This window comes from Mesorhizobium sp. M0968 (genome assembly GCF_040319065.1).
GTDB lineage: Bacteria > Pseudomonadota > Alphaproteobacteria > Rhizobiales > Rhizobiaceae > Mesorhizobium.
Genome location: NZ_JAMYNL010000002.1, coordinates 478,308 through 504,947 on the forward strand (window position 1 = coordinate 478,308; position 26,640 = coordinate 504,947).

General features: G+C 63.7%; 21 protein-coding genes. 1 reads left to right on the plus strand and 20 read right to left on the minus strand.

What is annotated here, in order from left to right; all coding sequences use genetic code 11:
• Window positions 1-28 precede the first annotated feature (28 nt).
• Window positions 29-1,873, plus strand: coding sequence for an aminopeptidase P family protein (locus NKH67_RS05145; protein ID WP_352501050.1), 1,845 nt, complete (start codon window positions 29-31; stop codon window positions 1,871-1,873).
• Here NKH67_RS05145 and NKH67_RS05150 read toward each other — a convergent pair.
• The 20 genes from NKH67_RS05150 to NKH67_RS05245 form a co-directional block, all read right to left on the minus strand.
• Window positions 1,863-2,753 (minus strand): LysR family transcriptional regulator, encoded by an 891-nt coding sequence (locus NKH67_RS05150; RefSeq protein WP_352501051.1) that lies wholly within the window; start codon window positions 2,751-2,753, stop codon window positions 1,863-1,865. The two genes, NKH67_RS05145 and NKH67_RS05150, sit on opposite strands and share 11 nt — an antisense overlap.
• Before the next feature lie 316 nt (window positions 2,754-3,069).
• Window positions 3,070-3,366 (minus strand): AzlD family protein, encoded by a 297-nt coding sequence (locus tag NKH67_RS05155; RefSeq protein WP_352501052.1) that lies wholly within the window; start codon window positions 3,364-3,366, stop codon window positions 3,070-3,072.
• Entirely contained in the window at window positions 3,363-4,091 is a 729-nt protein-coding gene (locus NKH67_RS05160; RefSeq protein ID WP_352501053.1) for an AzlC family ABC transporter permease, read from the minus strand. Before NKH67_RS05160 ends, NKH67_RS05155 begins: the two co-directional genes overlap by 4 nt.
• A gap of 122 nt (window positions 4,092-4,213) precedes the next feature.
• On the minus strand, window positions 4,214-4,906 hold the full coding sequence (locus NKH67_RS05165; RefSeq protein WP_352501054.1) for a DUF2461 domain-containing protein: 693 nt from the start codon (window positions 4,904-4,906) through the stop codon (window positions 4,214-4,216).
• Window positions 4,906-7,113 carry an NAD-dependent DNA ligase LigA gene (ligA, locus tag NKH67_RS05170; protein WP_352501055.1) on the minus strand — a complete coding sequence of 736 codons (2,208 nt, stop codon included), beginning with the start codon at window positions 7,111-7,113 and terminating at the stop codon, window positions 4,906-4,908. Before ligA ends, NKH67_RS05165 begins: the two co-directional genes overlap by 1 nt.
• Before the next feature lie 242 nt (window positions 7,114-7,355).
• On the minus strand, window positions 7,356-9,029 hold the full coding sequence (gene recN / locus NKH67_RS05175) for a DNA repair protein RecN (protein WP_352501056.1): 1,674 nt from the start codon (window positions 9,027-9,029) through the stop codon (window positions 7,356-7,358).
• 13 nt (window positions 9,030-9,042) lie between these two features.
• The gene (locus NKH67_RS05180) at window positions 9,043-9,912 is read right to left on the minus strand and encodes an outer membrane protein assembly factor BamD (RefSeq protein ID WP_352501057.1); all 870 of its coding nucleotides are present in this window, start codon (window positions 9,910-9,912) and stop codon (window positions 9,043-9,045) included.
• A 204-nt stretch (window positions 9,913-10,116) separates the two neighbouring features.
• Window positions 10,117-11,064, minus strand: a complete 948-nt coding sequence (gene lpxC, locus NKH67_RS05185; RefSeq protein WP_352501058.1) for a UDP-3-O-acyl-N-acetylglucosamine deacetylase — start codon at window positions 11,062-11,064, stop codon at window positions 10,117-10,119.
• Between the two features lie 275 nt (window positions 11,065-11,339).
• Complete coding sequence (gene ftsZ, locus NKH67_RS05190; protein WP_254818983.1) at window positions 11,340-13,010, minus strand: cell division protein FtsZ; 1,671 nt, start codon at window positions 13,008-13,010, stop codon at window positions 11,340-11,342.
• 68 nt (window positions 13,011-13,078) lie between these two features.
• Window positions 13,079-14,386, minus strand: coding sequence for a cell division protein FtsA (gene ftsA, locus NKH67_RS05195; RefSeq protein ID WP_352471565.1), 1,308 nt, complete (start codon window positions 14,384-14,386; stop codon window positions 13,079-13,081).
• A complete protein-coding gene (locus NKH67_RS05200) occupies window positions 14,383-15,324 on the minus strand; it encodes a cell division protein FtsQ/DivIB (protein ID WP_352501059.1) in 942 nt (313 codons plus the stop codon). Before NKH67_RS05200 ends, ftsA begins: the two co-directional genes overlap by 4 nt.
• Window positions 15,312-16,238 (minus strand): D-alanine--D-alanine ligase, encoded by a 927-nt coding sequence (locus tag NKH67_RS05205; protein ID WP_352471563.1) that lies wholly within the window; start codon window positions 16,236-16,238, stop codon window positions 15,312-15,314. The genes NKH67_RS05200 and NKH67_RS05205 overlap by 13 nt, the downstream gene beginning before the upstream one ends.
• Window positions 16,239-16,552: 314 nt before the next feature.
• The gene (gene murB, locus NKH67_RS05210; protein WP_352471562.1) at window positions 16,553-17,518 is read right to left on the minus strand and encodes a UDP-N-acetylmuramate dehydrogenase; all 966 of its coding nucleotides are present in this window, start codon (window positions 17,516-17,518) and stop codon (window positions 16,553-16,555) included.
• On the minus strand, window positions 17,515-18,921 hold the full coding sequence (gene murC / locus NKH67_RS05215; protein WP_352501060.1) for a UDP-N-acetylmuramate--L-alanine ligase: 1,407 nt from the start codon (window positions 18,919-18,921) through the stop codon (window positions 17,515-17,517). The genes murB and murC overlap by 4 nt, the downstream gene beginning before the upstream one ends.
• Window positions 18,918-20,045 carry an undecaprenyldiphospho-muramoylpentapeptide beta-N-acetylglucosaminyltransferase gene (gene murG, locus NKH67_RS05220; RefSeq protein WP_352501061.1) on the minus strand — a complete coding sequence of 376 codons (1,128 nt, stop codon included), beginning with the start codon at window positions 20,043-20,045 and terminating at the stop codon, window positions 18,918-18,920. Before murG ends, murC begins: the two co-directional genes overlap by 4 nt.
• A gap of 1 nt (window position 20,046) precedes the next feature.
• A complete protein-coding gene (gene ftsW, locus NKH67_RS05225; protein WP_352456168.1) occupies window positions 20,047-21,198 on the minus strand; it encodes a putative lipid II flippase FtsW in 1,152 nt (383 codons plus the stop codon).
• The gene (murD, locus tag NKH67_RS05230) at window positions 21,198-22,598 is read right to left on the minus strand and encodes a UDP-N-acetylmuramoyl-L-alanine--D-glutamate ligase (RefSeq protein WP_023676766.1); all 1,401 of its coding nucleotides are present in this window, start codon (window positions 22,596-22,598) and stop codon (window positions 21,198-21,200) included. The genes ftsW and murD overlap by 1 nt, the downstream gene beginning before the upstream one ends.
• Window positions 22,599-22,606: 8 nt before the next feature.
• Window positions 22,607-23,689 (minus strand): phospho-N-acetylmuramoyl-pentapeptide-transferase, encoded by a 1,083-nt coding sequence (mraY, locus tag NKH67_RS05235; RefSeq protein ID WP_023676767.1) that lies wholly within the window; start codon window positions 23,687-23,689, stop codon window positions 22,607-22,609.
• Between the two features lie 24 nt (window positions 23,690-23,713).
• Window positions 23,714-25,147, minus strand: coding sequence for a UDP-N-acetylmuramoylalanyl-D-glutamyl-2,6-diaminopimelate--D-alanyl-D-alanine ligase (locus NKH67_RS05240; protein ID WP_352501062.1), 1,434 nt, complete (start codon window positions 25,145-25,147; stop codon window positions 23,714-23,716).
• Window positions 25,144-26,598 carry a UDP-N-acetylmuramoyl-L-alanyl-D-glutamate--2,6-diaminopimelate ligase gene (locus NKH67_RS05245; protein WP_352614293.1) on the minus strand — a complete coding sequence of 485 codons (1,455 nt, stop codon included), beginning with the start codon at window positions 26,596-26,598 and terminating at the stop codon, window positions 25,144-25,146. Before NKH67_RS05245 ends, NKH67_RS05240 begins: the two co-directional genes overlap by 4 nt.
• Window positions 26,599-26,640 lie beyond the last annotated feature (42 nt).

Here is a 26,640-nt window from a genome sequence, read left to right on the forward strand (position 1 = left end):
GTCGCGCCAGCATTCGAGGAGAGCCTACATGTTCCAGACCTTCGATTCCGCCGGCGATCCGGCTGTTGGCAAGCCGCGCGTAGCAATGCTGCGCCAATGGTTGGCGGCGAACGGGCTGGATGGCTTCATCGTGCCCCGTGCCGACGAGCACCAGGGCGAATATGTCGCCGACCGCTCGGCGCGGCTGAAATGGCTGACCGGCTTCAGCGGCTCGGCCGGCGTCGCCATTGTGCTTGGCGAGCGCGCCGTCATGTTTGTCGACGGGCGCTACACGCTGCAGGTGCGCCAGGAGGTTGATCTCGACATCTTTTCGATCGAGAGCCTTGTCGACAACCCGCCGGCCCACTGGATCAAGGACAATCTCGGCAAGGGCGTGCGGTTGGGCTTCGATCCGTGGCTCCATACGATCAGTGACGTCAAGGCGCTGAAGGCCTCGGCCGAGAAATCCGGCGCGATACTGGTGCCGCTCGAACAAAATCCGATCGACGCGATCTGGCAGGACCAGCCCGGGCCGCCACTGGCGCCGGTCGAGATCCACCCGATCGGCTTTGCCGGCGAACTGGCCAAGGACAAGCTGGTGCGGCTGGCGGCGGCCATCGAGAAGGACGGCGCCACCCATGCCGTACTGACCGACCCCTCCTCCATTGCCTGGGCCTTCGACATTCGTGGCGGCGACGTACCGCACACACCGCTGGCGCTCGGCTTTGCCGTGCTCGCCGCCGACGGCTCGCATCTGCTTTTCATGGACCAGCGCAAGTTTTCGCGCACCGTCGCGGCCTACCTGACGCAGCTCGCCGAATTGCACGAACCAGGTGAATTCGAATCGGCAATCGTCACCCGGGCCAAGGGCGGCGCAAAAATCGCGCTGGACCCGGTTCTCGCGGCGGACAAGCTCAGAATGCTGGTCGAGGATAATGGCGGCACCGTCATTGCCACGGCCGATCCGGCCCGCATTCCACGCGCAACAAAGAACAAAGCTGAGATCGCCGGCGCACGCGCCGCACATCGCCGCGACGGCGCCGCGGTCGCCAAGCTGCTGTGCTGGCTCGACCGCCAGAAGCCCGGCACGCTCGACGAAATCGCCGTTGTCACCAGGCTTGAGGAGACGCGCCGTCAGACCGGCGAAGAAACGCAGATGCCGCTGCGCGACGTATCGTTCGATACCATCTCCGGCGCTGGTCCTAACGGCGCTATCATGCACTACCGCGTCTCCCGCGCCACCAATCGCAAGCTGGGGGATGGCGAGCTGTTCCTGCTCGATTCCGGCGGGCAGTACCAGGACGGCACCACCGACATTACCCGCACGGTTCCGATTGGCGCGCCAACCGAGGAGATGCGCGAGCGCTTCACGCTGGTGCTGAAAGGCATGATCGGCATCTCCATGCTGCGCTTCCCCCAGGGCACGCGCGGCTCCGAAATCGATGCAGTGGCGCGCCTGGCGCTATGGAGACACGGCTGCGATTTCGCCCATGGCACCGGGCACGGTGTCGGCTCCTATCTTGCCGTGCATGAGGGCCCGCAGCGTATCGCCAAGACCGGTACCGAGAAGCTGCTGGCCGGCATGATCGTCTCCAACGAGCCTGGCTATTACAAGGAAGGTTCCTACGGCATCCGCATCGAGAACTTGATTCTGGTGACACCGGCCGAGGCAATCGAGGGCGGCGACATCGCCATGCACGGCTTCGAGACACTGACGCTGGCGCCGATCGACAAGCGGCTGGTCCGATCGGACCTTTTAACCCGCGACGAGTTGCATTGGCTTGACGAATACCATGCGCGCGTACTGGCCGAGATCGGACCGATGCTCGACGGCGAAACGCTGGCCTGGCTGGAAAAGGCAACCGCGCCGCTGCCGCACGACTTCAAGCAATAGCCGCGGCGGCAACGCCGGTTGACAGGCTTTGCTCCGCAAGCAGTCCCTGCAAAGCGGTGACGTTGGGAGAACCGGCTCCCTTGCGCCAGAACAACACTGTGACGGCATTGTCTTCGTCAGCGGGCAGTTCGTGCAGCTTTAGCCAGCGGCTTTCCGGAAAACCCGAAAGCACGCTTTTCGGCATCAGCGCTATGCCCATGCCAGCCACCACGCAACCAAGGATGGCATGGTATGAACCAAGCTCGATGGTTTTCTCGGCCATGAACCCTCTACGCGCGTACCATTGTTCCAGCCGCTTGCGGTGCGGGCAGCCGTGCTCGAAGGCTATCATGGTTTTGGGCATGTCCAGGTGGTCTTCGACCGAAACGCGCGATGCCGCCGAGACAATGACCAGCTGCTCGTGGAATGCCGGCAGCTTTTCGAACGGAACGTCGGCGATCGGCTCGGCGGCGAAGGCTGCATCGAGTTCGCCGGCAAGCATGGCGGTCGCGAGAACCTGCGGATTGCCGGTGCGCAACTGGATTTCCACTTCGGGATAACGTGCGTGATAATCGGCGAGCAGACAAGGAAGCCGTGCCGCGGCCGTGCTCTCCATGGCACCTAGGCGAAGCGTGCCGCGCGGGCGTGGATCGAGCATCGCTATTCGCGCCTCCTCCGCAAGCGCCAGCAGCCGATCCGCATAGCCGACCAATTTGTGACCGGCCGGCGATACGTGCAGGCGCTTGCCCTCCCGGATAAACAGCTGCACGCCGAGATCCTCCTCGAGCTGCCGGATGCGTGTGGTCACGTTCGACTGCACGCGAAACAGTTTTTCCGCCGCCTTGGTGATTCCGCCCTCGCGCACCACCGTGCGGAAGATGCGCAGATCGGCCAAATCCATACATCTCTCCTGGAGAACATAACGATCTTAATTATTCATTTTAACTGATTATGCCTTTCCCGTAAATCGCCGGTGTAGCTGCCGCTCAACACGGCAAACCAGGGGAGATGGAAATGTCGCGTAAGCCCTTCGGCATCCAGCCGACCGATCTAAGCGCATTGACGCCGAAGCAGCGCGAAGCGCTCTATACCGACGCCGTGCGTCGCGCCCACCAGGAGAGATCGGAGGCGGTCCGGCGGAGCCTGTCGCGGGTCGGCGCGGCAATAGTCGCTGCGGTAAAGCGCATGTGTGCTCTCGCCGCCAAGGCAAAAGTCGATCAGCCGACGAGCTGCCGGGCGAGGATCAGCACGGCAGCACCCGCCAGGAACATCGCCATCAGGCCGCCACGCAGCGAGACCAGGCCGGCGACGATCAAGGCTGCCCATTCCGCCGGCCCGGCACTCACGGCCGCCGGCGCCACCAGCGTCGTCAGCACCGCCGCCGGAACGGCGCTGAGCCCGGCTTCGACGCGCGGATGGATATGATCGAAGCGGGAGATCACCAGATGACCGCCGATGCGGGTCAGATAGGTCGCGATCGAAGCGGCGATGATGATCCACAAGGTCGTGCTCATGGCCGTGCCCCCACGCCGCTGTGGCGGGGCGGCAGGATGACGGCGAGCAGCACGCCCGCCAGCGCACCTATGGAGACATGCCAGGGCGAGCCGACCGTTTTGTATGCAATAATGGAGGCGGCAGCGCTGGCGACGACCACCGGCAGCCACAGCGGCCGCTTGCGGAAGCTCATGACCAGGCCGAGAAAATAGATCGGCAGCAGGAAATCGATGCCCAACGCATGGGTGTCGGGAATAAGCTTGCCGAACATCGCGCCGAGCGCGCTTTCGATGACCCAGAACACATAGACCGGCAGCCCAAGGCCCATATACCAGGTGAACCCGACGGTCTCGCCGGCCTCCGCCTTGCGCTCGGCCACCGCGAACTGCGGATCGGTCAATACAAAATAGCCTATCGCCTGCTGCACCAGCGGCCAATGCGCAATGCGCCGGCCGATACCGGCCGAATAGAGCACATGGCGAAAATTCACGGCGAAGATCGACAGCACGATCAGCCACGGCGCGACATGCTGGCCGAACAGCTCGATGCCGACCATCTGGCTGGCGCCGCCGAACACCGTTGCGCTCATCAGGAACGCTTCGAGCACGGAAAACCCGTTGTCGACTGCGAGCGCCCCGAACAGCAACGCGAACGGCGCCGACGCCACCACGACGGGCATGCTGAGCCGCACGCCGTCCCAGAAATCGCTTTTCGCTCCGTTTTCGGAGATTGCTTCCGCCGACATCGATCGCTCCTTGGGAACGGCCGTATGTAGAGAGAGCGGCCCGGCTTGTCACACCAATTTGCTTGAGGCAAACGATCAGCGGAAATGATGGCTGAAGCGTCGCGGCAAGCTCGCTTCCGAGCCTAGCGCGGCGAAGCCTTGCCTTCGATCGCCCTGCCCCAGTCAAGCAGCGGTTTTGCCTGCATGACGAAGTCGACGAGTTCGTCGACCAATCCAGCTCCGTAGATATCCGCCGGCTCGATTGCGTGCCGGACGGCAAAATGCCGGTTGCGGATCGCGGCAGCGAGATCGGGCTCGGCGATATGCTCGAAGCCGCGCGGCGTGCGCTTCATGCAGCCGTCCGGGTCGAGCTCGAGGCCGTTCTTCTTCAGCGCCGCAACGAGGCTACGGAATTCAGCGGGCCGCTTCGCGATCGCGTTGCGCAGCGCCAGCAATAGCTCCGGTCCGGGCTGCCACCAGGCAATGGCGGCAAAGCAGCGCTCCAGCCCGATATGGACGTAAAACACGCCCTGTTCCATCTTGGTGCCGTCGGGCGAAAGGATCGCCGACAAATGCCGGTTATAAGGCCGTTTGTCCTTGGCAAAACGCACGTCGCGATTAATCCGGAACAGCGATTTCTTGCGGTCGCCGCGCAGGCCGAGCCCCAATGCCATGAAGCGCTCGGAGAGCGTCTCGACCAGATCGCCGAAGGGATCGCGCAGGTCGCGTTCGAAAAGGTCGCGGTTTTCCAAAAACCACTCCCGGCTCTGATGAAAATCCAGCGCCTTGAGGAAGGGAATGGCCTTTTGCCCAAAACCGTTGAACGCAGCCGCCATCACCCGCCCTTGCCGATCCGCTGCAGCCAGGTGTCCTCGTCGATCACCTCGATGCCGAATTTGGTCGCATCCTTCAGCTTGGAACCGGCGCCTGGCCCTGCCACCAGGAGATCGGTCTTCGCAGAAACCGAGCCGGCGACCTTCGCGCCGAGACGTTCGGCCATCGCCTTGGCCTCCGGGCGCGTCATCTTTTCCAGCGTGCCTGTAAACACGATTGTCTTGCCGGCGACCGCACTATCGGCTGATACGTTCACAATGTACGGCTTCGGGCGGATCTGTGTGAGCAGCGCTTCAAGCACGGCGTCGTTGCGTTCATTGCCGAAGAAATCGCGAAGCGCGCCTATCACGGTATCGCCGATGCCGTTGATTGAAGGAAAAACGGTGTGTGGATCGGCTGCTGCTGCTGTCTCCTTGCCAATGCGGATCAACTCCTCGATCGTCGAGAAGGTTCGGGCGAGCACAGCGGCCGTCGTTTCACCGATATGGCGGATGCCCAGCGCAAAGATGAAGCGATCGAGTTCGGGTTCGCGGCGGGCGTCGATGGCAGCGAAGAGCTTGTCGAGGCCGTCATAGTTGCGTTCCTCGACGCTGCGTACATTCTTGCGCGTTTTGCCCGATGCGGCCTCACGCTGCCTGGCCTGCTCCTCCCGTCGCTCCGCCAGCGCCTTGGTGACGGCGGGACGGCGGTCCCGGAGGGTGAAGATATCGGCGGCAGTCTTGACCAACCCGGCATTGAAGAACAGGTCTATGTTTTCAGCGCCCAGGCCTTCGATATCCATGGCGCCGCGCGACACAAAGTGGCGTAATCCTTCCACGGCCTGCGCGGGGCAGATCAGCTCGCCGGTGCACCGTCGGCGGGAATCCTCCTTGCCGGTCTTCTCGTTGATCTCGCGCGTTGCGGGTGAGCCGCAGATCGGACATTTGTGCGGGAATTCGTAGGGCACGGCATCTGGCGGACGCTTGTCGACGACGACGCTGACGATCTGCGGAATGACGTCCCCTGCCCGCTGGATGACCACCGTGTCGCCGATACGGATGTCGTTGCCGTCGCGGATCGGCTGGCCGTTGCTGTCCAGACCCTTGATGTAGTCTTCGTTGTGAAGCGTGACATTTTCGACCACGACGCCGCCGACCGTGACGGGCGCAAGCCGGGCAACGGGCGCCAGCGTACCGGTACGGCCGACCTGAATGTCGATCCTGAGCACGGTCGTCATCGCCTGTTCGGCCGGAAATTTATGAGCGATCGCCCAGCGTGGTTCGCCGGTGACGAAGCCCCATCTGCGCTGCAACTCCAATTGGTCGACCTTGTAGACGACGCCGTCGATGTCGTAGCCGAGCGATGAGCGCTGGGCCTCGATAAGGTGATAATGCGCGATCAGTTCGTCGACCGACTTTGCCCGGACCATCAGCGGACTGACCTTGAACCCCCACTCCGCGAATTTTTGCACGGAATCGTATTGGGTCGGAGCTGGATCCTTTGAAGTATAGCCCCAGGCGTAGGCAAAGAATTTGAGGTTGCGGCTGGCGGTAACGGACGGGTCCTTCTGGCGCAGCGATCCGGCCGCCGTGTTACGCGGATTGACGTAATCCTGGCCGCCTATCGCCGCCGAACGCTGCTTCAGCGCCTCGAATTCCGCGTAGGTCATATAGACCTCACCGCGTATTTCGATGACCTCGGGCCAGTCCGATCCCTTCAAGGTCTTGGGAATATCGGCGATGGTCTTGAGATTGGCGGTGATGTCCTCGCCGACGACGCCGTCGCCGCGCGTTGCCCCCTGCACGAACACACCGCCTTCATACCGCAGGGAAGCCGATAGCCCGTCGATCTTCGGCTCAGCCGTGAAGGCGATGTTCAGCTCCTTGTCGCGATCAAAGAATCGCCGGCCGCGTTCTATGAAGTCCGCGACGTCCTGGTCGGTGTAGGCCTTGGCGAGGCTAAGCATCGGCACCGCGTGGCGCACCTTTGCAAAACCTTCCGCCGGCGGCGCGCCGACCCTGCGTGAGGGCGAATCCTCGCGCACAAGATGCGGGAACTGCTGCTCGATGGCGAGGTTGCGCCGGGTCAGCGCGTCATATTCCGCATCCGTGATTATCGGCGCGTCCTCGCCGTGGTAGCGCCGGTCGTGCTCGGCGATCTCCTGCGCCAACCGCTTCAACTCGCTTGCCGCCTCGCTTTCGCTGAGCGAATCGACTGGTTTTTCGTCCATGCACTGCTCCCTCCACGGTGGCGCGACACAATAGAACAGGATTCTCTCATGAGGGAGAGACCAGACACGGAAAATCATGCCTGAACAGCAGGATGGCGCCATACCCTGACTCAGGTCACGAGCGCCGGAAACGAACTCGCCTGGAGCAATTCCAGGAAAAGTGTGAAACGGTTTTCCGTCCGGAACTGCGCAGAAACAAAGAGGTAGAGCGGTTCGGCGTTTTGGTGAAACGATGAACCGCTCTACGCTGCCGCGGTGTTCTCCCGCAGCAGCCGCTCGGCCGCCGCGCGCGCCTCGTCGGTGATGGTGGCGCCGGCGAGCATGCGTGCGATCTCTTCCTGCCGTGCCGCCCGGTCCATCTCGGCGATGCCGGTCGAGACCCGGTCGGCACCGCCCGATTTGGAGATCAGGAAATGCGTCGCCGCGCGCGCTGCCACTTGCGGTGCATGCGTGACCGAAAGCACCTGCACGCGTTTTGCCAGCCGCGCCAGCCGCTGGCCGATGGCGTCGGCAACCGCGCCGCCGACGCCGGTGTCGATTTCATCAAAGACCAAGGTCGGCGCCGACCCGCGATCAGCCAGCGCGACCTTCAACGCCAGCAGGAAGCGCGAAAGCTCGCCGCCGGAAGCGACCTTCATCATTGGTCCTGGCCTGGTGCCGGGATTGGTCCGCACCCAGAACTCGACCTGGTCGATGCCTTCTTCCATGCGGCTCTCGGCATCGCTTGCGATCTCGACGATGAACTCGGCGCGTTCGAGCTTCAGCGCCGGCAGTTCGGCCATCACCGCCTTGCTCAGCCCGACAGCCGCCGCATGGCGAAGCGACGACAGCTGGGCCGCCGTAGTGTCATAGGCCTGGCGCGCCGCCGCAGCCTGTTTCTCCAGCGCCTGCAGGCGCTCCTCGCCGGCGTCGAGATCGGCAAGGTCGGCAGCCATGGTGTCACGCAATTGCGCCAGGTCATCGACGGCGACGCTGTGCTTGCGCGAGGCGGCACGCAGCGAAAACAGCCGCTCCTCAGCCTTCTCCAGCCGCTGCGGATCATATTCGGTGGCGCGAAGTGCTGCTTCGACGCCCGACTGCGCCGCGTCGAGCGACAGCATCGCCTCGTCGAGCGACTTGACGACATCCTCGAGCAGCCCGGGCGCTTCGGTGACCTTGCGCTGCAGCCGCCTGAGCAGGCTGGCCAGTTGCGGCAAGGGCGAGGACGGACCCGAGAGCACATCCTGCGCATCGTGGATTTCCGAGGCGATCTTTTCGGCACGCATCATCAAGGCGCGCAATTCGGCCAGCTCGGTCTCTTCGCCAGGTTGCGGATCGAGCCTGGTCAATTCGGCGACCGCTGCACGCAGATAATCGGCCTCACGGGCAGCTGCCTCGACTTTGGCCCGGTGCCGTGAAAATTCCTGCTCGCAGGTACGCCAATGCCGCCACGCCTCGCCGGTTGCCCGAGCAGCGCCGAGATGGCCGCCGAAACTGTCGAGCAACTCGCGATGGGCGCCGGGATCGACCAAAGCGCGCTCGTCATGCTGGCCGTGGATCTCGACCAGCGCACGGCCGATGTCGCGCATCAGCGTCACGCTGGACGGCTGCTCGTTGACGAACACGCGCGTGCGGCCGTCAGCCGTCTGGACGCGGCGCAGGATGATTTCGCCGTCGTCCTCGATGGCATTCTCGGCAAGCAACATGCGAGCCGCGTGGTTGCGCGGCACGTCGAACACGGCGATGATCTGGCCTTGTGCCGCGCCATGCCGCACCAGCGAAGCGTCGCCGCGGGCGCCAAGCGCCAGCGACAAGGCGTCGAGCAGGATAGATTTTCCGGCGCCGGTTTCGCCGGTAAGGACCGAAAGGCCGGACGAGAAGTCGATGTCCAGCTTCTCGATCAGAACGATATCGCGGATCGACAGTCTGGAGAGCATGGTGACGCGCCGCTCAGGCGCCGGTGATCAGCTTCCCGGCCTTGGAGATCCACGATCCGGCATTCTCGCGCGGCTCGAGCCCACCACTCTGCAGGAGCTTGTAGGAGTCCTTGTACCACTGGCTGTCGGGATAGTTGGTGCCGAGCACGGCCGCAGCGGTCTGGGCTTCCGACGTCAGCCCCATCGCATAGTAGCTCTCGGTCAGACGCGCCAGCGCTTCCTCGACATGACGTGTGTTGGAATAGTTCTCCACGACGTTGCGGAACCGTTTAACGGCCGCGATGTATTCGCGGCGCTCGAGATAGTAGCGGCCGATCTGCATCTCCTTGCCGGCGAGCTGATCGTTGGCGAAGCGGATCTTCTCCTTGGCATCGTCGACATATTCGGAAGTCGGCCAGCGCGTTACCAGATCCTGCATCGTCTGCGCGGTAAGACGCGCTTCCTTCTGGTCCTGGGTGACGTCCTTGATCTGGCGGTAGTAGCTCAGCCCGATAATATATTGGGCATAGGCCGCATCGTCGGTCGACGGGTAGAGGGTCAGGTAGCGCTTGGCCGAACCGATCGCCTCATCGTAATTGCCCTGACGGTAGTCGGCAAAGGCACCCATCACCATCGATTTGCGGGCGAATTCGGAATATGGATGCTGGCGGTCGACGGCATCGAACTTGCGGCTTGCCTCCTGCAGTCGCCCGGCATTCAGATTGGCGAGACCCTGATTGTAGAGCACGTCGGCCGGCTCGGTCTGATCGACATAGGTCGACAGATCGACGTCCTTCTCGGACGACATGCAGGCCGACAGAAACAGCGATGGAACGACCACCGAAAGCGCCAGGAAAACAGCCCGCCGCGGCGCCTTCGATTGACCAACTCGCTTGAAAAACATGTTTGGATTCCGCCCTTTCGGCGTCATTTCAGTCGACGGCAGCAGCCATAAACCATAATTGCCTTGCCCGGCAACGCTATCCCCGGCCAATCGCACATTTTTGTGGCGCTTTGGCGCTACCTGGAAAGCTGTGTAATTTGGCAGGCCGGTGATGCATCCATGCAACACAGCTTGACCGCAACGGGAGCCGCAAGACCTTAAGAATCAGATCATCCAGGGCGCATAGAGGGGTGCGTTGACGGCGCTCATCTCCGCGGTACGCCCGCGCTCGCGGCGCGTCGTTTCAACGATCTCGAAAGCCGAACGGTCGGACAAGAGACGGCGCAGCGCAGCTGCGTTCAGCCTGTGGCCGCCACGATAGGAGCGGAAGCAGCCGATGAACCGGGCACCGGCGAGCGCCAGGTCGCCCATCGCATCCATCGTCTTGTGGCGCGCGAACTCGTTGGGATAGCGCAGGCCTCCCATATTGATCACGCGGTTGTCGTCGCCGATCACCAGGGAGTTTTCCAACGAGGAGCCGAGCGCATAGCCGGCCGCCCACAGCCGCTCGACGTCCTTCATGAAACCGAAAGTGCGGGCCCGCGCGACGTCACGCCGGAAAATTTCGGCGTTCATGTCGGATGCAAAAAGCTGGCGCCCGATCGCCGGGCTTTCGAAATCGATCTCGATCTCGAAGCGCGTGCCGTCATAGGGCCGGAACTCCGCCCAGCAGGCGCCGTTCTCGATGCGAACCGGCTTGACCACCCTGATGTAGCGACGCTTGACCGGCAGCGTTTCGACGCCTGCCTGGTCAATGGCCTCGATGAACATCACTGCGCTACCGTCGAGGATAGGCACCTCATGGCCGTCGATTTCGATGACGAGATTGTCGATCCCAAGCCCGAAAAGCGTCGCCATCAGATGCTCGACCGTGGCAATGTGCTCGCCCTGCGGATCGCCGAGCATGGTGCAGAGGTCGGTGGCACCGACCTCGGAAACGAGCGCGCGAAATTCGTGGCTTCCGCTTGCATTCGAAAGCTGGAAGACGACACCCGTATCGGCGTCCGCCGGCAGGAAATGGACGGTGACCGGATTGCCACTGTGAACGCCGATGCCGGTCAGCGTCGCACGCGATTTAAGTGTCGTCTGATAGTCGTGCAAAACAATCCCCATAGCCCATGCTGCCTAGGTCCGCTTCTGCCCTGAGGGCGCGGCTCTTGATTGATCGGCAGGCAGGGCCACTTCCCCGAGACTCCCAGCAAACCGACTTTGGTCGGTGGCGAAGATAATGGTCCCGCGGGGAGACTCCAAATCACGGTTTCTTACTCTTTGTAACTGCGGTCCAGCGCGGGATTGCCCCATAAGTCCTTGTTTTACAATCACTTTAAGGTTAACAGGCGAACAGTTTCCTGCTCGCCTGTTAATAACTGTTACGAACCGTTAACAGATCAATTGGCCTGTCGGCGCAGGAAGGCGGGAATCTCCAACTGATCGTCTTCCTGGACAGCCCGGCTCTGCGGCGTCAGTCGGCCCTGCTCGTCCAGCTGGCCGCGGCGCGGCGCGTAAAGCTGCGGATCCTGGCTGGCAAGGCGGCGCACTTCCGCCGGCGCCTGGCGCAGTTTCGGTTCGCGCGGCTGCGCCGGCTGCAGCCTTGCAGGCTCCTCTTCGCGGCGGGTCAAGCCGTTGGTCAGGCGCTTGAGCAAGCCCATCGGGCCGCTGTTTTCGTGGTCGGCCGGGCGCGCCTTGGCCTCCACTTCGGCCTTCACCTGCGGCGGGAAATCCTCGACCCGCGGCATGCGCTGGGGTGCCGCGGCAACCGGCTGCGGCATTTCACGATGCGGAGCGGGCTGCATCGCTTGCTGAACCGCTGGCTGCATCATTGGCTGCGGTTGAGCGGGAGGCGCCTGGAAAATCTTGCTCTGCGGACGGAAGTCTTCCGCATGCGCGACCGGTGCCGGGCGGGCCTGCGCCATCGCTGCCGCATTCGCTTCGGCGAGCTGAATGGCCTCGGCGACCGGGTCGGCAGCACGTGGTTCATAGATTGGTTGCTGGACAGGCGCCGGGCGCATTTCCGTGACCTGGGCCGCCGGGCGGCTGACCGGCTTCGGCGGAGCCGCGCGGATGGCGATCGGCGCGGCAGCGATTTCGGCCGCCGATTTGTCGATGCCGGTGGCGACCACCGACACGCGGATGACGCCTTCGAGTTCCTCGTCGAAGGTGGCGCCCAGAATGATGTTGGCGTCCTGGTCGACCTCTTCGCGAATGCGGGTTGCCGCCTCATCGACTTCGAACAGGGTCAGGTCACGGCCGCCGGTGATCGAGATCAGCAGGCCCTTGGCGCCCTTCATCGAGGTCTCGTCGAGCAGCGGGTTGGCGATGGCGGCTTCCGCCGCGGCCATTGCGCGGCCCTCGCCCGAAGCCTCGCCGGTTCCCATCATCGCCTTGCCCATTTCGCGCATGACCGAGCGGACGTCGGCGAAGTCGAGATTGATCAGGCCTTCCTTGACCATCAGGTCGGTAATGCAGGCAACGCCCGAATAGAGCACCTGGTCGGCCATCGCGAAGGCATCGGCGAAGGTGGTCTTGTCATTGGCCAGCCGGAACAGGTTCTGGTTGGGAATGACGATCAGGGTATCGACGCATTTCTGCAGTTCCTCGATACCCATGTCGGCCGTCTTCATGCGGCGCTGGCCTTCGAAGTGGAACGGCTTGGTGACGACGCCGACGGTGAGGATACCCTTTTCGCGGGCAGCGCGGGCAACGACGGGAGCCGCCCCGGTGCCGGTGCCGCCGCCCATGCCGGCAGTGACGAAGCACATATGCGTGTTGGAGAGATGATCGATGATCTCGTCGATGCATTCCTCCGCCGCCGCGCGCCCGACTTCAGGCTGCGATCCGGCGCCGAGACCTTCGGTGACATGCGCGCCGAGCTGGATCAGCCGCTCGGCCTTCGACATCGTCAGTGCCTGCGCGTCGGTGTTGGCCACCACGAACTCGACGCCGCGCAAGCCGGCGGTGATCATGTTGTTGACGGCATTGCCGCCGCCGCCGCCGACACCGAACACGGTGATGCGCGGCTTGAGCTCGGTGATGTCCGGCTTCTGCAGATTGATGGTCATTGTCTCCGTCCTTTGCCTTTCCCGCCGCTTCGCCGCCGCGGCCGCCTATGGGGCTGTCCCCGTCAAAATTAAAAACTGTCTCTCAACCACTGACTCATTCGATGCAGTTTTCCGCCTGTTCCGGTCATCCGAAGACCGGAAATTCCCTTCGCCGGCCGGCTCTCGAAGCTCGCCATCTGTGGATAGATCAGAAGTCCGACCGGGGTCGAGAAAGCCGGCCCCTTGGCCGCCTCGGGCAAGCCTGCCACGCCAAGCGGGCGTCCGATGCGCACATTGCGGCCGAGAATGCGGCGTGCTGCTTCTGGCAGGCCGGCAAGCTGGCTGGCACCGCCGGTCAGCACCACACGCTTGCCGACGGCGTTGCCGTAGCCGGATTTGTTCAGCCGGTCGCGCAACAATTCCAGCGTCTCGTCGATGCGGGCGCGGATGATGCGCGTCATCACCGAGCGCGGTATCTGCAACGGCACCTCGCCGTCCTCGCCGATCGGATGGATGGAAACCAGGTCGCGGTCGTCGGCACTGCCAGGCAGCGCCGAGCCATGCATCACTTTCAGCCTTTCGGCGGCATCGAGCGAGGTCGACAGGCCCTTGGCCATATCCAGCGTGACGTGGTTGCCGCCGATCGCGATGGCATCGCCATGGACGAACTTGCCTTCCGAAAACACCGAGATCGTCGTCGTGCCGCCGCCCATGTCGATGCAGGCTGCGCCCATTTCGAGCTCGTCGTCGACCAGCGCAGCAAGCCCGCTGGCATAGGGCGTCGCCACCATGCGTTCAACCGACAGATGCGAGCGGTTGATGCAGAGCTCCAGATTGCGCAAGGGCGCTGCGTCGCCTGTCAGCACGTGCATGTCGACGCCAAGCTGGTCGCCAACCATGCCGCGCGGATCGCGCACACCGCGCTCGGCATCCAGCGAAAAGGCTACGGGAAGCGAATGGATCACCTCGCGCTCGGCCCGCAACGCCTGCTTGGCGCCGGCGGCAAGCACGCGCTTGATGTCGGCCTCGTCGGCCTCATGGCCGCCGAGATTGATGGTGGCCGAAAAAGCCTCGCTCTTCAGCCGGCCGGCAGTCATGTTGACGATCAGCGAATCGACCGTCAGTCCCGCCATGCGTTCGGCGGCGTCGACGGCAAGACGGATGGCGTGCTCGGCACGGTCGAGATCGATGACGACGCCGGATTTCACGCCTTGCGATTTCTGGTGGCCGATGCCGATCACCTGGACGCGATGCGAGCGTCCGCGCAGCAGCTTGCCATCCTCGCGCGGCTTGAGTTTGGCCACCACGCAGCAGACCTTGCTGGACCCGACATCCAGCACCGTCAGGATGCCGGACCGGCGCGACGAGGCATCGCTATTGCCGCCAAGCCAGCTCATATCTTCGTCTCCGGCTTGGGCTTCAGCATCTTGGGCTTTTCGTCGAGCGCGGCTTGGCGCTGTGTCGCCGCTTCCGGCGTCAACTGGACGACCAGACGATCGGAAAGGCGCATGTCGACGGCGGCGATGTCGCGCGTCAAAAGCCCGTTCTCGTGATCCATCCTGACCAGGTCGGCAATCGCCTGATCCTCACCGTCTTCGGGAAGCTTGATCGTGATGCCGTTTTCAAGCTTGAGATCCCAGCGCCGTTCGCCGATGCGGATGTAGCCCTTGATCCGCGCGGCGAGCTCCGGATAATTCTTGATCTTGGCCAGGAAATCCGGCGCTGTGGCCGGCGCGCCGGTGCCGATGATCAGCGGGAGCAATATCTGCTTGCCGCCGGAGAACGGCGCAATGACGGTGCCGGATTTCTCGATGACCGAAAGCGCGCTGCCTTGCTGCCACAACGCGAACGGCTCGCGCTCCTCGACGCGCACTTCCAGCGTATGCGGGTAGACCTTGCGCACTGCCGCGGCTTCGACCCAGGGTAGCGTGGTGATGCGTTCGCGCGCCGCTTCGGCATCGAAGCCGATCAGCGAGGTCCAGCCGTCGAGTTCCAGCCTGTCGAGAATATCGATCTCGGACGTTTCGCGGTTGCCGACGACCTTGACCTGGTCGACGGCAAAGCCGGTGCGGGCGGTGACACTCTGGACGATGGCGTCGGAATATCCGCCGAGATAGGCGCCATAGGCACTGCTCGAAACAAGCAGTGCCGCCGACAGCATGGCAGCGCAATAGGGCGGCGCTTCGAAGTCGCCTTCGCCGAGGCGCGCCAGCACACGCACCGGCCGGCGGAGCAGGCGCGGCAGCACGAAATGGTCGAACGACAACGGCATGCCGAACAGCGCCGGCCCGGCCGCGCCCTTCCCCTTGCCCTGTCCCCACTTCAACGCAGACACGAAGCGTCCTCCACCATCCAACTCAACAAATCGCCGAACGAGTGTCCCGCTTGCGCGGCGATTTCCGGCACCAAAGACGTCGGCGTCATGCCCGGCTGGGTGTTGACCTCGAGCCAGACAATTTCGCCGTTTTCGGAGTGACGATCGTCATAACGGAAGTCCGACCGGGAAACGCCCCGACAGCCGATAGCTTGGTGAGCCTTGAGCGTCAGTGTCTGTATTTTTTGGTAAATATTCGGTGAAAGTTTTGCCGGGCATTCGTGTTTTGATCCGCCCGCGACGTATTTTGAATCATAGTCGTAGAAGGAATGGCCGGTCGGGATGATCTCGCAGACACCGAGCGCCACATCGCCCATCACCGCGCAGGTCAATTCCCGCCCGTGCACATAACGCTCGACCATCACCGTATCGCCATATCTCCACTCGGACGAGCCGATGATCTGCGGCGGATGCGACTGGCCTTCATGGACGATGACGACACCGAAGCTCGACCCTTCGTTGACCGGCTTGACGACATAGGGCGGCTTCATCGGGTGCTTGTTCTGGATGGCGAAGCGATTGGCCACCTTCGATTCCGCCACCGGAATGCCTCCCGCCTTGGCGACCTTCTTGGCCTGTTCCTTGTTCATCGCGAGCGCCGAGGCAAGCACGCCGGAATGGGTGTACGGAATGGCGAGGTACTCGAGGATGCCCTGGATGGTGCCGTCCTCGCCGAAGGGGCCGTGCAGTGCGTTGAAGACGACGTCGGGCTTGAGCGCGCTGAGCACCGAGCCGATATCGCGCGAGACGTCGACGCGGGTGACCTGGTAGCCCTCTCCCTCGAGCGCATCGGCGCAGGCCTTACCCGACGACAGGGACACGGGCCGCTCGGACGAGAATCCCCCCAGAAGGACGGCCACATGCTTGCTTGTCATTCCCCGTCATTTCCTCTCACAGCAGGCCTGCACCATCGTGCATGCCCCGAAAAGCATCGCGCGCACTCAAATGCGCCCGAGCAACTTCGCTCCCGTGTTTCCGCAACATTGAGTCCGAGTCTCCCGGCAGGTTGCCCCCCAGACGGAAACGCGAGTAACGCGTCGAAACGACTCAAATCAGGAAACGCTTCAGGGCAGAGAATCAGAGAGTTGATTCGCTGGCAAGTGCTTACGATTCCGATGGATTCACTTTCCGCAAAAACGGCAGCAAAATGTGAATTCATGAGTCCAAAAGGCAACGGCGGTCAGCTTGCCTAAAGCAACTGTCCGAGAAATTCCTGGACGGCATGGCCCGGCCGAAAATTACCGATGCGCTTGATCTCCCACTGCAGCCGGATGCCTGATCTTTCGAGCACGCGCGCACGCACCGTCTCACCGAGATATTCAAGCTCGTAGCCCGTGGCGGTTCCGGTGTTGATCATGAAGTTGCAATGCATCGGCGACATCTGCGCCCCGCCGACCATCAGGCCGCGGCAGCCGGCCTTGTCGATCTCCTTCCAGGCCGAGGTGCCCTCAGGATTCTTGAAGGTAGAGCCACCGGTCTTTTCGCGGATCGGCTGCACGGTCTCGCGATGGTTCTGGACAGCATCCATCGCGGCCTTGATCGCCGCCTTGTCCTCGGGAATGCCTTCGAGCAGCGCCGACGTGAAGATCAGCCCGGACGGCGCCGCTGAATGGCGATAGGCATAGCCCATATCGGCATTGCTCAGCGTATGAACATTGCCCTTGCGGTCGAGTGCCCGCACCTCGACCACGCGCTCGCGCGTCTCAACGCCATTGGCGCCGGCGTTCATCCTCAGCGCTCCGCCAATGGCGCCGGGAATGCCGTGGTAGAAATGAAAGCCACCGATGCCGGCCTCGTAGGCAACGGCCGCAAGGCGCTTGTCGGGTGTCGCGGCGCCCGCCTTGATCGTGGTCGGCGCAATCACTTCGGTCTCGGCAAAACCCTTGGCCGAAAGCCGGATGACAAAGCCCGCAATGCCGCCGTCACGGACAAGCAGGTTCGAGCCGACGCCGACGATGGTCAGCGGAATTTCCTCCGGCACCGCCTTCAGGAACGTGGCAAGATCGTCCTCGTCGGCCGGCTGGAACAATGCGTCCGCCAGCCCGCCGGCTCGAAACCAGGTGATCTTGTCCATCTCGGCATTGGGCATGATGCGGCCGCGCAGTCCGGCAAGCCGGTCGCCGAGCTTCTCGATCAACGCCTGGCCGCGCATCATGAGATGGTCCCGCCGAGTTCCCTGGGCAGCGCATAGGCCCATTGCGTGATGTTGCCGGCGCCGAGGAAGACGACGAAATCGCCCGGCTTCGCCACCTCGCGCACAATCGGCGCAATCGCCGCCGGACCTTCGATGTAGCGTGCGTCGCGATGGCCGCCGGAGCGGATGCGCGACACCAGTGCGTCGGACGTAACGCCGTCGATCGGCTCCTCGCCGGCCGCATAGACGGGCGCCACCATTACCGTATCGGCATCGTTGAAGCAGACGGAAAACTCGTCGAACAGATCGCGCAGCCGGGTGAAGCGATGCGGTTGGGTAACGGCGATGATGCGACCCTTGGTAGCGCTGCGCGCAGCCTTTAGTACCGCCGTGATCTCGACCGGATGATGGCCGTAATCGTCGAACACATCGACACCGTTCCACGAACCGGTATGGGTGAAACGGCGCTTGACGCCGGCGAAGGACGACAGGCCCTTCTTGATTGCCTCAGCCGAAAGGCCGAGCTCATGCGCGACGGCAATCGCCGCCGTCGCATTGGAAACATTGTGGCGCCCGGGCATAGGCAGCCGCAGGCCTGATATCGTTATCTGGCCGTGCGTCTTGCGGTCGCGGATCACCACGTCGAATTCCGAGGTCGGGCCGTCCATGCGGTGATTGGTGAAGCGCACGTCGGCCTGCGCATTTTCGCCATAGGTGATGACGCGCCGGTCCTCGATGCGGGCGACCAGCGCCTGCACCTCGGGATGGTCGGTGCACATCACACCAAAGCCGTAGAACGGCACATTCTCGACGAACTGACGAAACGCTTCGCGCACTTTGTCGAAGGAGCCGTAATGGTCGAGGTGCTCGGGGTCGATATTGGTGACGACGGCAATCTCGGCCGGCAGCTTGAGGAAGGTGCCGTCGCTCTCGTCGGCCTCGACCACCATCCATTCGCCGTCTCCCATGCGGGCATTGGTGCCATAGGCATTGATGATGCCGCCATTGATTACCGTCGGGTCGAGCCCGCCGGCTTCGAGTAGCGTCGCCACCATCGAAGTCGTCGTCGTCTTGCCATGCGTGCCGCCGATCGCCACCGCTTGGCGGAAACGCATCAGCTCTGCCAGCATCTCCGCGCGGCGGACAATGGGAAGCAATTTTTCCCGCGCGGCCTTCAGTTCCGGATTGGATTTCTTGATTGCGGTGGAGACGACGACCACTTCGGCCTCGCCGAGGTTCTCGGCCTGATGGCCGACGAAGCATTCGATGCCCTTGTCACGCAGCCGCTGCACATTGGCGCTTTCGGCCTGGTCGGACCCTTGCACCTTGTAGCCGAGATTGTGCAGCACCTCGGCGATGCCGCTCATGCCGATGCCGCCAATGCCGATGAAATGCACGAGGCCGATCGTCTGCGGCATCTTCATGAGTGCGTCTCCTTCCTGAATTCCGAAACGGTTTTCCTGGACGCAATAGCCTCTGTCAGATCGGCGAGCAACCGCGCGGCATCCGGTTTTCCGGACGATTTCGCCGCCGCGGCCATTGTCGCCGCCTTGCCTGGATCATCCATCAGCCCGCCGACAAGCACGGCGATCCGCTCCGCCGAAAGCGTGGATTGCGGATGCACCTCGGCGCCGCCCGCTGCCGCAAGGGCCGCCGCATTCGCCGCCTGGTCGTGGTCGAGCGCGTGCGGATAAGGCACCAGCAGCGCCGGCCGGCCGATCACCGCGATTTCCGATACGGTCGATGCGCCGGAGCGCGACATCACCAGATGCGCCGCCGCCAGCCGCGCCGCCATGTCGGTGAAGAAGGGCGACACCTCGGCCTCGATGTCAAGCGTGGCATAGGCCGCTTTCACCCGCGGCACATCGTCGGCGCGCGCCTGCTGGGTGATCGCCAGCCGCCTGCGCTGTGCATCGGAAAGCCGGGCGATCGCCGCCGGCACCGCATCGGAAAAGAACTGCGCGCCTTGGCTGCCGCCAAACACCAGAAATCGGAACGGCTCTTCACCGGCCGATGCGGCATAAGGCGTCTTCGCCGCTTCCAGCACTTGCGGCCTGACCGGATTGCCGGTGGTCACCGTCTTGACGCCTGTAGCACTTGTGTCTTCCGGCAGGAAACCACCGGCAATAGCGTCGACGCGGCCGGCGAGCGCCCGGTTGGCGCGGCCCATCACCGCGTTCTGCTCGTGGATCAGCGTCGGCACCTTGCGCCGGGTCGCCGCGTAAAGCGGCGGCAGCGTCGGATAGCCGCCGAAGCCGACCACGATGGCAGGCTTGATGCTGGCGATGACGGTGGATGCCTGCCGCACCCCGCGCCAGATTTTCCAAAACGCGGCGAGCACGGCAAAAGGATTTTTCGACCCCATCGTCGCCGACTGGATCGAATGAATGGCGGCTGCCGGGAACTGCCCGGCAAAACGCTCGGCGCGCTCGTCCGTCGCCAGATGCATCGTCCAGCCGCGCCTGGTCAGTTCGTGCGCCAATGCCTCGGCCGGGAACAGATGTCCGCCCGTGCCGCCTGCCGCCAGCAGGATGACCCCCTTCGCCATCTCACTCCGCCGGCATCGCACGCGGCGACGGCATGAAGCCCAGCTGCTTGCGCTTTTCCGGGCGCTTGCGCGTCAGCGCCAGCACCATGCCCATCGAGATGGCGATCGCGATCTGCGAGGAACCGCCGTAGGAGATGAACGGCAGCGTCATGCCCTTGGCCGGCATCAGCTGCAGATTGACGGCCATGTTGATGACCGACTGCAGGCCGAAGACCGTGACCAGGCCGCCCACCGCGTAGCGGGTGAAATCGTCCTGCTCCCTGAGCGCCGTGTTGAGACCGCGCAGCACGATGAAGCCGAAGATGGACATGATGAAGAAACACATGATCAGCCCGAATTCCTCGCCGGCGACGGAGAAGACGAAGTCGGCGTGGCTGTCGGGGATGACCCGCTTGACGGTACCCTCGCCCGGCCCGACGCCGAACCAGCCGCCATTGATCAGCGCCTCGCGGCCCATGTCGACCTGGAACGTGTCGCCCTCGCCGGTCATGAAGCGGTCGATGCGGCCGGCAACGTGCGGGAACACCGCATAGGCAGCGAACACGCCGCCGACGCCGGCAGCACCCAGCGCGACGATCCACAGCCACGGCAATCCGGCCATGAAGAACATCACCCCCCAGGTGCCGAGCACCAGCATGGTCTGCCCAAGGTCAGGCTGCGCCACCAGCAGCGAGATGACCAGCGCAAGCAGCAACATGGCGAACAAATTGCCCGGAATGTCCGGCTGGCGCTTGTGCTCGGCGAACAGCCAGGCGCAGATGATGACGAAGGCCGGTTTCAGGAACTCGGACGGCTGGATCGAGAGGCCGGCAAGCGACACCCAACGCCGCGCGCCCTTCACCTCGACGCCGATATAGAGCACGGCCACCATCAAAAACAGCATGATGCACAGCATGACCAGCGCCATGCGCCGGATCTGCCTGGATTCAAGGAACGAGACGGCCAGCATCACCCCAAGTGCCGGAATGGTGAAGATAATCTGGCGCGTCGCGAAGTGGAAACTGTCTAGCCCGATGCGCTCGGCCACCGCCGGGCTTGCGGCGAAAGACAAAACGATGCCGAGCCCCATCAGCGACAGGAACGCCGCCAGGAACCACCGATCGATCGTCCACCACCAGGTCGCCACAGGGCTTTTGTCGAGACGGCTTTGCATTATCGTGTCCCTCCGATGGGCTTCACGCCATCAATGGCGGTTGCGGCTTGCCTGAACGCCTCGCCGCGGACTTCGAAATTCTTGAACTGGTCGAAACTGGCGCATGCCGGCGACAGCAGCACCACTGCCTCGCCGCTACTATCCCTGGCCGCATCGCGGGCGGCGTGTTCGACTGCCGCCGCCAACGTGCCTGATATCTCGTAGCGCACCGCTTCGCCCAGCGTCGCCGAAAAGGCCGGTGCGGCTTCGCCGATCAGATAGGCCTTGGCGATGCGCGGGAAGAAGCCGCGTAACGGCTCGATGCCGCCCTCTTTCGGCAGGCCGCCGGCAATCCAGTAGATACGCGCAAAGCTCGACAGCGCCGGTGCAGCGGCATCGGCATTGGTCGCCTTGGAATCGTTGACGAACAGCACATGCCCTTTGCGGCCGACCTGCTCCATGCGGTGCGCCAGCCCAGGGAAACTCTCCAGTCCGGATTGGATCTCGCCGAGCTCGAGCCCGACCTTGAGGCAGGCGGCGGCGGCGGCCAGCGCGTTCTGCGCATTGTGCTGGCCGCGCAACGAGCCGATGCCTTCGAGGAAGGCGACACGGCTGTAGCGGCCGTGCACGGCTTCCATTAAGTTGGTGCCGTCAGCGAAATAGCCGTCGGTCAGCGGCAGCCGCTTGGAGATGCGGATGACCTGCCGGCCGGCCCGCTCCAGCCGATCGGCGATCTGGGCGCACCAGGAATCGTCGACACCGATGATTGCCGTCTCGCTGCCGGCCACCAGCCGCTCCTTGATCGAGGCGTAGTGTTGCATCGTGCCATGGCGGTCGAGATGGTCCGGCGTCAGGTTGAGCAGCACACCGGCCGTCGGATTGATCGAAGGGGCAAGATCGATCTGGTAGGAAGAGCACTCAACCACATAGTGCCGTTCAGGCTGCGGCGGATCGAGCGTCATCACCGCGCGGCCGATATTGCCGCCCATCTGCGTGTCGCGCCCAGCCGATTTTAGGATGTGCGCCGTCAGTGCCGTGGTCGTCGACTTGCCGTTGGTGCCGGTAATGGCAATGAAAGGTGCTGCCGGTGCCAGCAGCATCCGCTCGCGGCAGAAAAGCTCGATGTCGCCGATGATCTCCACGCCTGAGCCCCGCGCCAGCTCGACGGTCCAGTGCGGCTTGGGATGCGTCAGCGGCACGCCGGGCGACAGCACGAAGGCGGAAAACCTCGCCCAGTCCGCACCGCGCAGGTCCGCTGTCGTGATGCCGACCGCGCCGGCCTTGGCGACGCTATCGGGATTGTCGTCCCAGGCCAGCACATCCGCGCCGCCCTCGATCAGCGCGCGCGCCGTGGCAATCCCCGAGCCACCGAGCCCGAAGAGCGAAACGCGCTTGCCTGAAAAGGATGCGGCGGGGATCAAGCGGCCTCCTATCTGAGCTTCAGGGTCGACAGGCCGACCAGCGCCAGGATGACGGCGATGATCCAGAAGCGGATCACCACCTGGCTTTCGGTCCAGCCGAGCTTTTCGAAATGATGGTGGATCGGCGCCATCAGGAAGACGCGCTTGCCGGTCATCTTGAAGTAGCCGACCTGGATGATGACCGAGAATATCTCGACGACGAACAGGCCGCCGACGATGACCAGCACGATCTCGTGCTTGGTCGCCACCGCGACCGTGCCGATCAGCCCACCCAGCGCCAGCGAGCCGGTGTCGCCCATGAAGATCGCCGCCGGCGGCGCATTGAACCAGAGGAAACCGAGACCGGCGCCGATCACCGCTCCAAGGACCACCGCAAGTTCACCGGTGCCGGGCACGAAATGGATCTGCAGATATTCGGCGAACACCGCGTTGCCGGAGAGATAGGCGATGACGCCGAAGGATGCGGCTGCGATCATGATCGGCACGATCGCCAGCCCGTCGAGACCGTCGGTCAGATTCACCGCATTGCCGGCGCCGACGATGACGAAGCACGAGAACGGGATGAAGAACCAGCCGAGATTGACGAGAAACTCCTTGGCGAAAGGGAATGTCAACGATGACGAGAACGGCGCCTGGCCGTTATGCATGATCACCCAGGCGGCGATGCCGGCGATGACGAATTCGAGCCCCAGCCGCGCCTTGCCGGAAAAGCCGAGATGCGATTGCTTGGTTACTTTGAGATAATCGTCGTAAAAGCCGATCGAGCCGAATCCCAGCGTCACCAGCAGGACCACCCAGACGTAGATGCTCGACAGGTTCGCCCACAGCAGCGACGAACCGACGATGCCGGACAGGATCATCAGTCCGCCCATTGTCGGCGTTCCCGCCTTCTTGAAATGCGTCTGCGGCCCGTCGGCACGGATCGGCTGGCCCTTGCCTTGCCGCAGCCGCAGCGAATTGATGATGGTCGGTCCGAAGATGAACACGATCAGCGCCGCTGTGATCAGCGCTCCGCCGGTGCGGAATGTTATGTAGCGGAAGACGTTGAAGACCGAGATCTTGTCCGCAAATTCGACGAGCAGTGTTAGCATGCGCTTGCGTCCCCCGGACCGATCCTAGGTCTGTCTGCTGGTTGTGGCTTCCGCCGGAAACTTGCCGAGCAACGCCTCGACCAGCTTTGAAAAGCCTATGCCCTTCGACGATTTGATCATGACCACGTCGCCGGGCTTCAATTCCGATAGAAGAACCGGTTTCAGATCTTCCGCACCGGCGCGGTACTCCGTCCTGATCTCGCCGGGCAAAACGTCGGCCAGCGCCCGCATCTCCGGGCCGCCGAGAAAGACCGTGCGCGTGTCGGTGCCGACGATCAGACCGGCAAGCGCGGCATGCAATTTCGCCGAATGGCTGCCGAGCTCGAGCATGTCGCCGAGCACGGCAATGCGCCTGCCCTCGCCCGACACCGGCGTCGTGTTGAGCAGTGCCATTGCAGCGCTCATCGACGCCGGATTGGCGTTGTAGCTCTCGTCGATCAGCGTGATCGGCCCGTTGGGGTGACGCAACACATAGCGCTTGCCGCGTCCGCGTTCGGGCGAAAGATCGGCCAGCGCCTGCGCAACCCTGGTGAGGTCGGCGCCGACCAGATGCGCGGCACCAAGCACCGCGAGCACGTTCTGCACCATATGGCGGCCCGGCGCGCCGATCCTGGCGACAATCTCGTGCCCGCCAATCTTGGCGGTGATGACCGAGTGATCGGCATTGAGCTCGCATTTGATCAGTTTGAAGGTCGCCCGGGCATTCTCGCCGAACCCGTAGACATGCTCGACGCCGGCCTCTTTGGCCATCTTCTCCAGCAGCTTCCAGCGCGCATCGTCGCGGTTGAGAAGGGCGGCGCCACCGGGCTCCAGTCCCTCGAAAACCTCTGCCTTGGCCTTGGCGATCTCGTCCAGGTTGCGGAAGAAGCCGAGGTGAGCCGCCGCGATCAACGTGACGATGGCGACATGCGGCCGGACCATCTTGACCAGAGGCCGGATCTCGTCGGGATGGTTCATGCCGATCTCGAAGACAGCATAGTCGCAATCCTGCGGCATGCGCGCCAGCGTCAGCGGCACGCCCCAGTGATTGTTGAACGACTGGGCCGACGCATGCACCGTACCGACCGCGGAGAGAGCGTGGCGTAGCGCTTCCTTGGTGGTGGTCTTGCCCGCCGACCCGGTCACGGCAATCACCCTGGCCTTTGAGCGTGCGCGCGCGGCAACGCCGAGCTTTTCCAGAGCGACAAGCACGTCCTCCACGACGATCATCGGTGCCGTCAGCCGCCCCAGCGACGGCAGCTTGCCCTCGGCGACGACCAGCACGCCGGCGCCCGCCTTGATGGCGGCGGTGACGAAATCATGGCCGTCCATGGCCTCGCCCTTGATGGCGAAGAAAGCGTCTCCCGGCTGCAGGCTGCGGCTGTCGATGGAAATGCCGGCGATGGCTTCAGGCATCGGACCGAGCGGCCGGCCATCCATGGCGGCAACCAGCGCCTCGGAGGTCCACAGATAGCTCACGCCGCTTGCTCCCGCAGCGCCGAGCGAACTTCCTCATGATCGGAAAAATGCAGCGTCTCGGTGCCGATGGTCTGGCCTTCCTCATGGCCCTTGCCGGCCACGATCAGCGTGTCGCCAGCGTGAAGCATCCCGACCGCCTCGTGGATGGCCTTGCGCCGGTCGCCGATCTCGATGGCGCCAGGTGCGGCTTCCAGGATCGCGGCGCGGATCGTCTCGGGTACTTCCGAGCGGGGATTGTCGTCGGTGACGATGACCACGTCGGCCAATCTTGTGGCGATCTCGCCCATGATCGGCCGCTTGCCTCGGTCCCGGTCGCCGCCGCAACCGAATACGACGATGACGCGGCCGGTGGTAAAGGGGCGCACCGAAGCCAGCACGTTTTCCAGCGCATCCGGCTTGTGCGCGTAGTCGACATAGACCGGCGCGCCGTTGGCGGCCGTCCCGACAAGGTCGAGCCGTCCCGGCGCGCCCTTCAATTTCTCCAGCGCCATCAACGCTTTGGCAACAGATGTTCCAGTCGAAATGGCGAGTCCGGCCGACACCAGCGCATTTGCAATCTGGAAGTCGCCGGCCAGCGGCAAGTCGACTTCGTGGAGAACGCCGTCCGCTTCGACCTCGGCGCGCTGGCGGTGGCGCTCGTGCTCGACACGCTTCAGCCGCAGGAAATCGCCGTGGCGGCCGACCGTCAGCACGTTCAGTCCCGCTGCCCGCGCCGCCTTGATCGTCGGCTCCGACCACGGGTCGTCGGCAAAGATGACCGCCGGCGCGCCCTTCGGCAGCAGCGCGTCGAACAGACGCAATTTGGCGCGATGATACTCCTCGACCGTCGGATGATAGTCCATATGGTCGCGGCCGAGATTGGTGAAGCCGCCGGCCGCGAGCTTGACGCCGTCGAGCCGGCGCTGGTCGAGGCCATGGCTGGACGCTTCCATCGAGGCGTGGGTGACGCCGGCCTCCGCCAGCTCCTTGAGCAGCCTGTGCAGTGCGACCGGATCCGGCGTGGTCAGCGAGCCATATTCGTTGCGGCCCGGCGCCACCACGCCGGTCGTGCCGATCGAGGCGGCGGCAAAACCCGCCTGCTCCCATATCTGCCGGGTGAATGCGGCGACCGAGGTCTTGCCGCTGGTTCCGGTCACCGCGACCATGGTTTGCGGTTGCATGCCGAAAAAACGTGCAGCACTCAGCGCCAGTGCAAGGCGCGGATCGTCTACGACAAGAACCGGGACTGGCAGCCCGGCGACCGCACTGCCTTTGCCGACCACGATCGCTGCAGCGCCGCGGCTTGCGGCATCGGCTGCGTAGGCTGCGCCATCCGCCTTGGAGCCGGTGAGCGCGAAAAAGACGACGCCCCGTGTTACCTGGCGGGAATCCGACGAAATCCCTGTAACCTCCATGTCGAAGGAAGCTGTCCCCTCGACAGGCAGGATACCGGCTAGATTTTTCAGCTTCATCGAACCCCGTTCATCGCAACAAAATAGCGCGCAGTTGCCGGC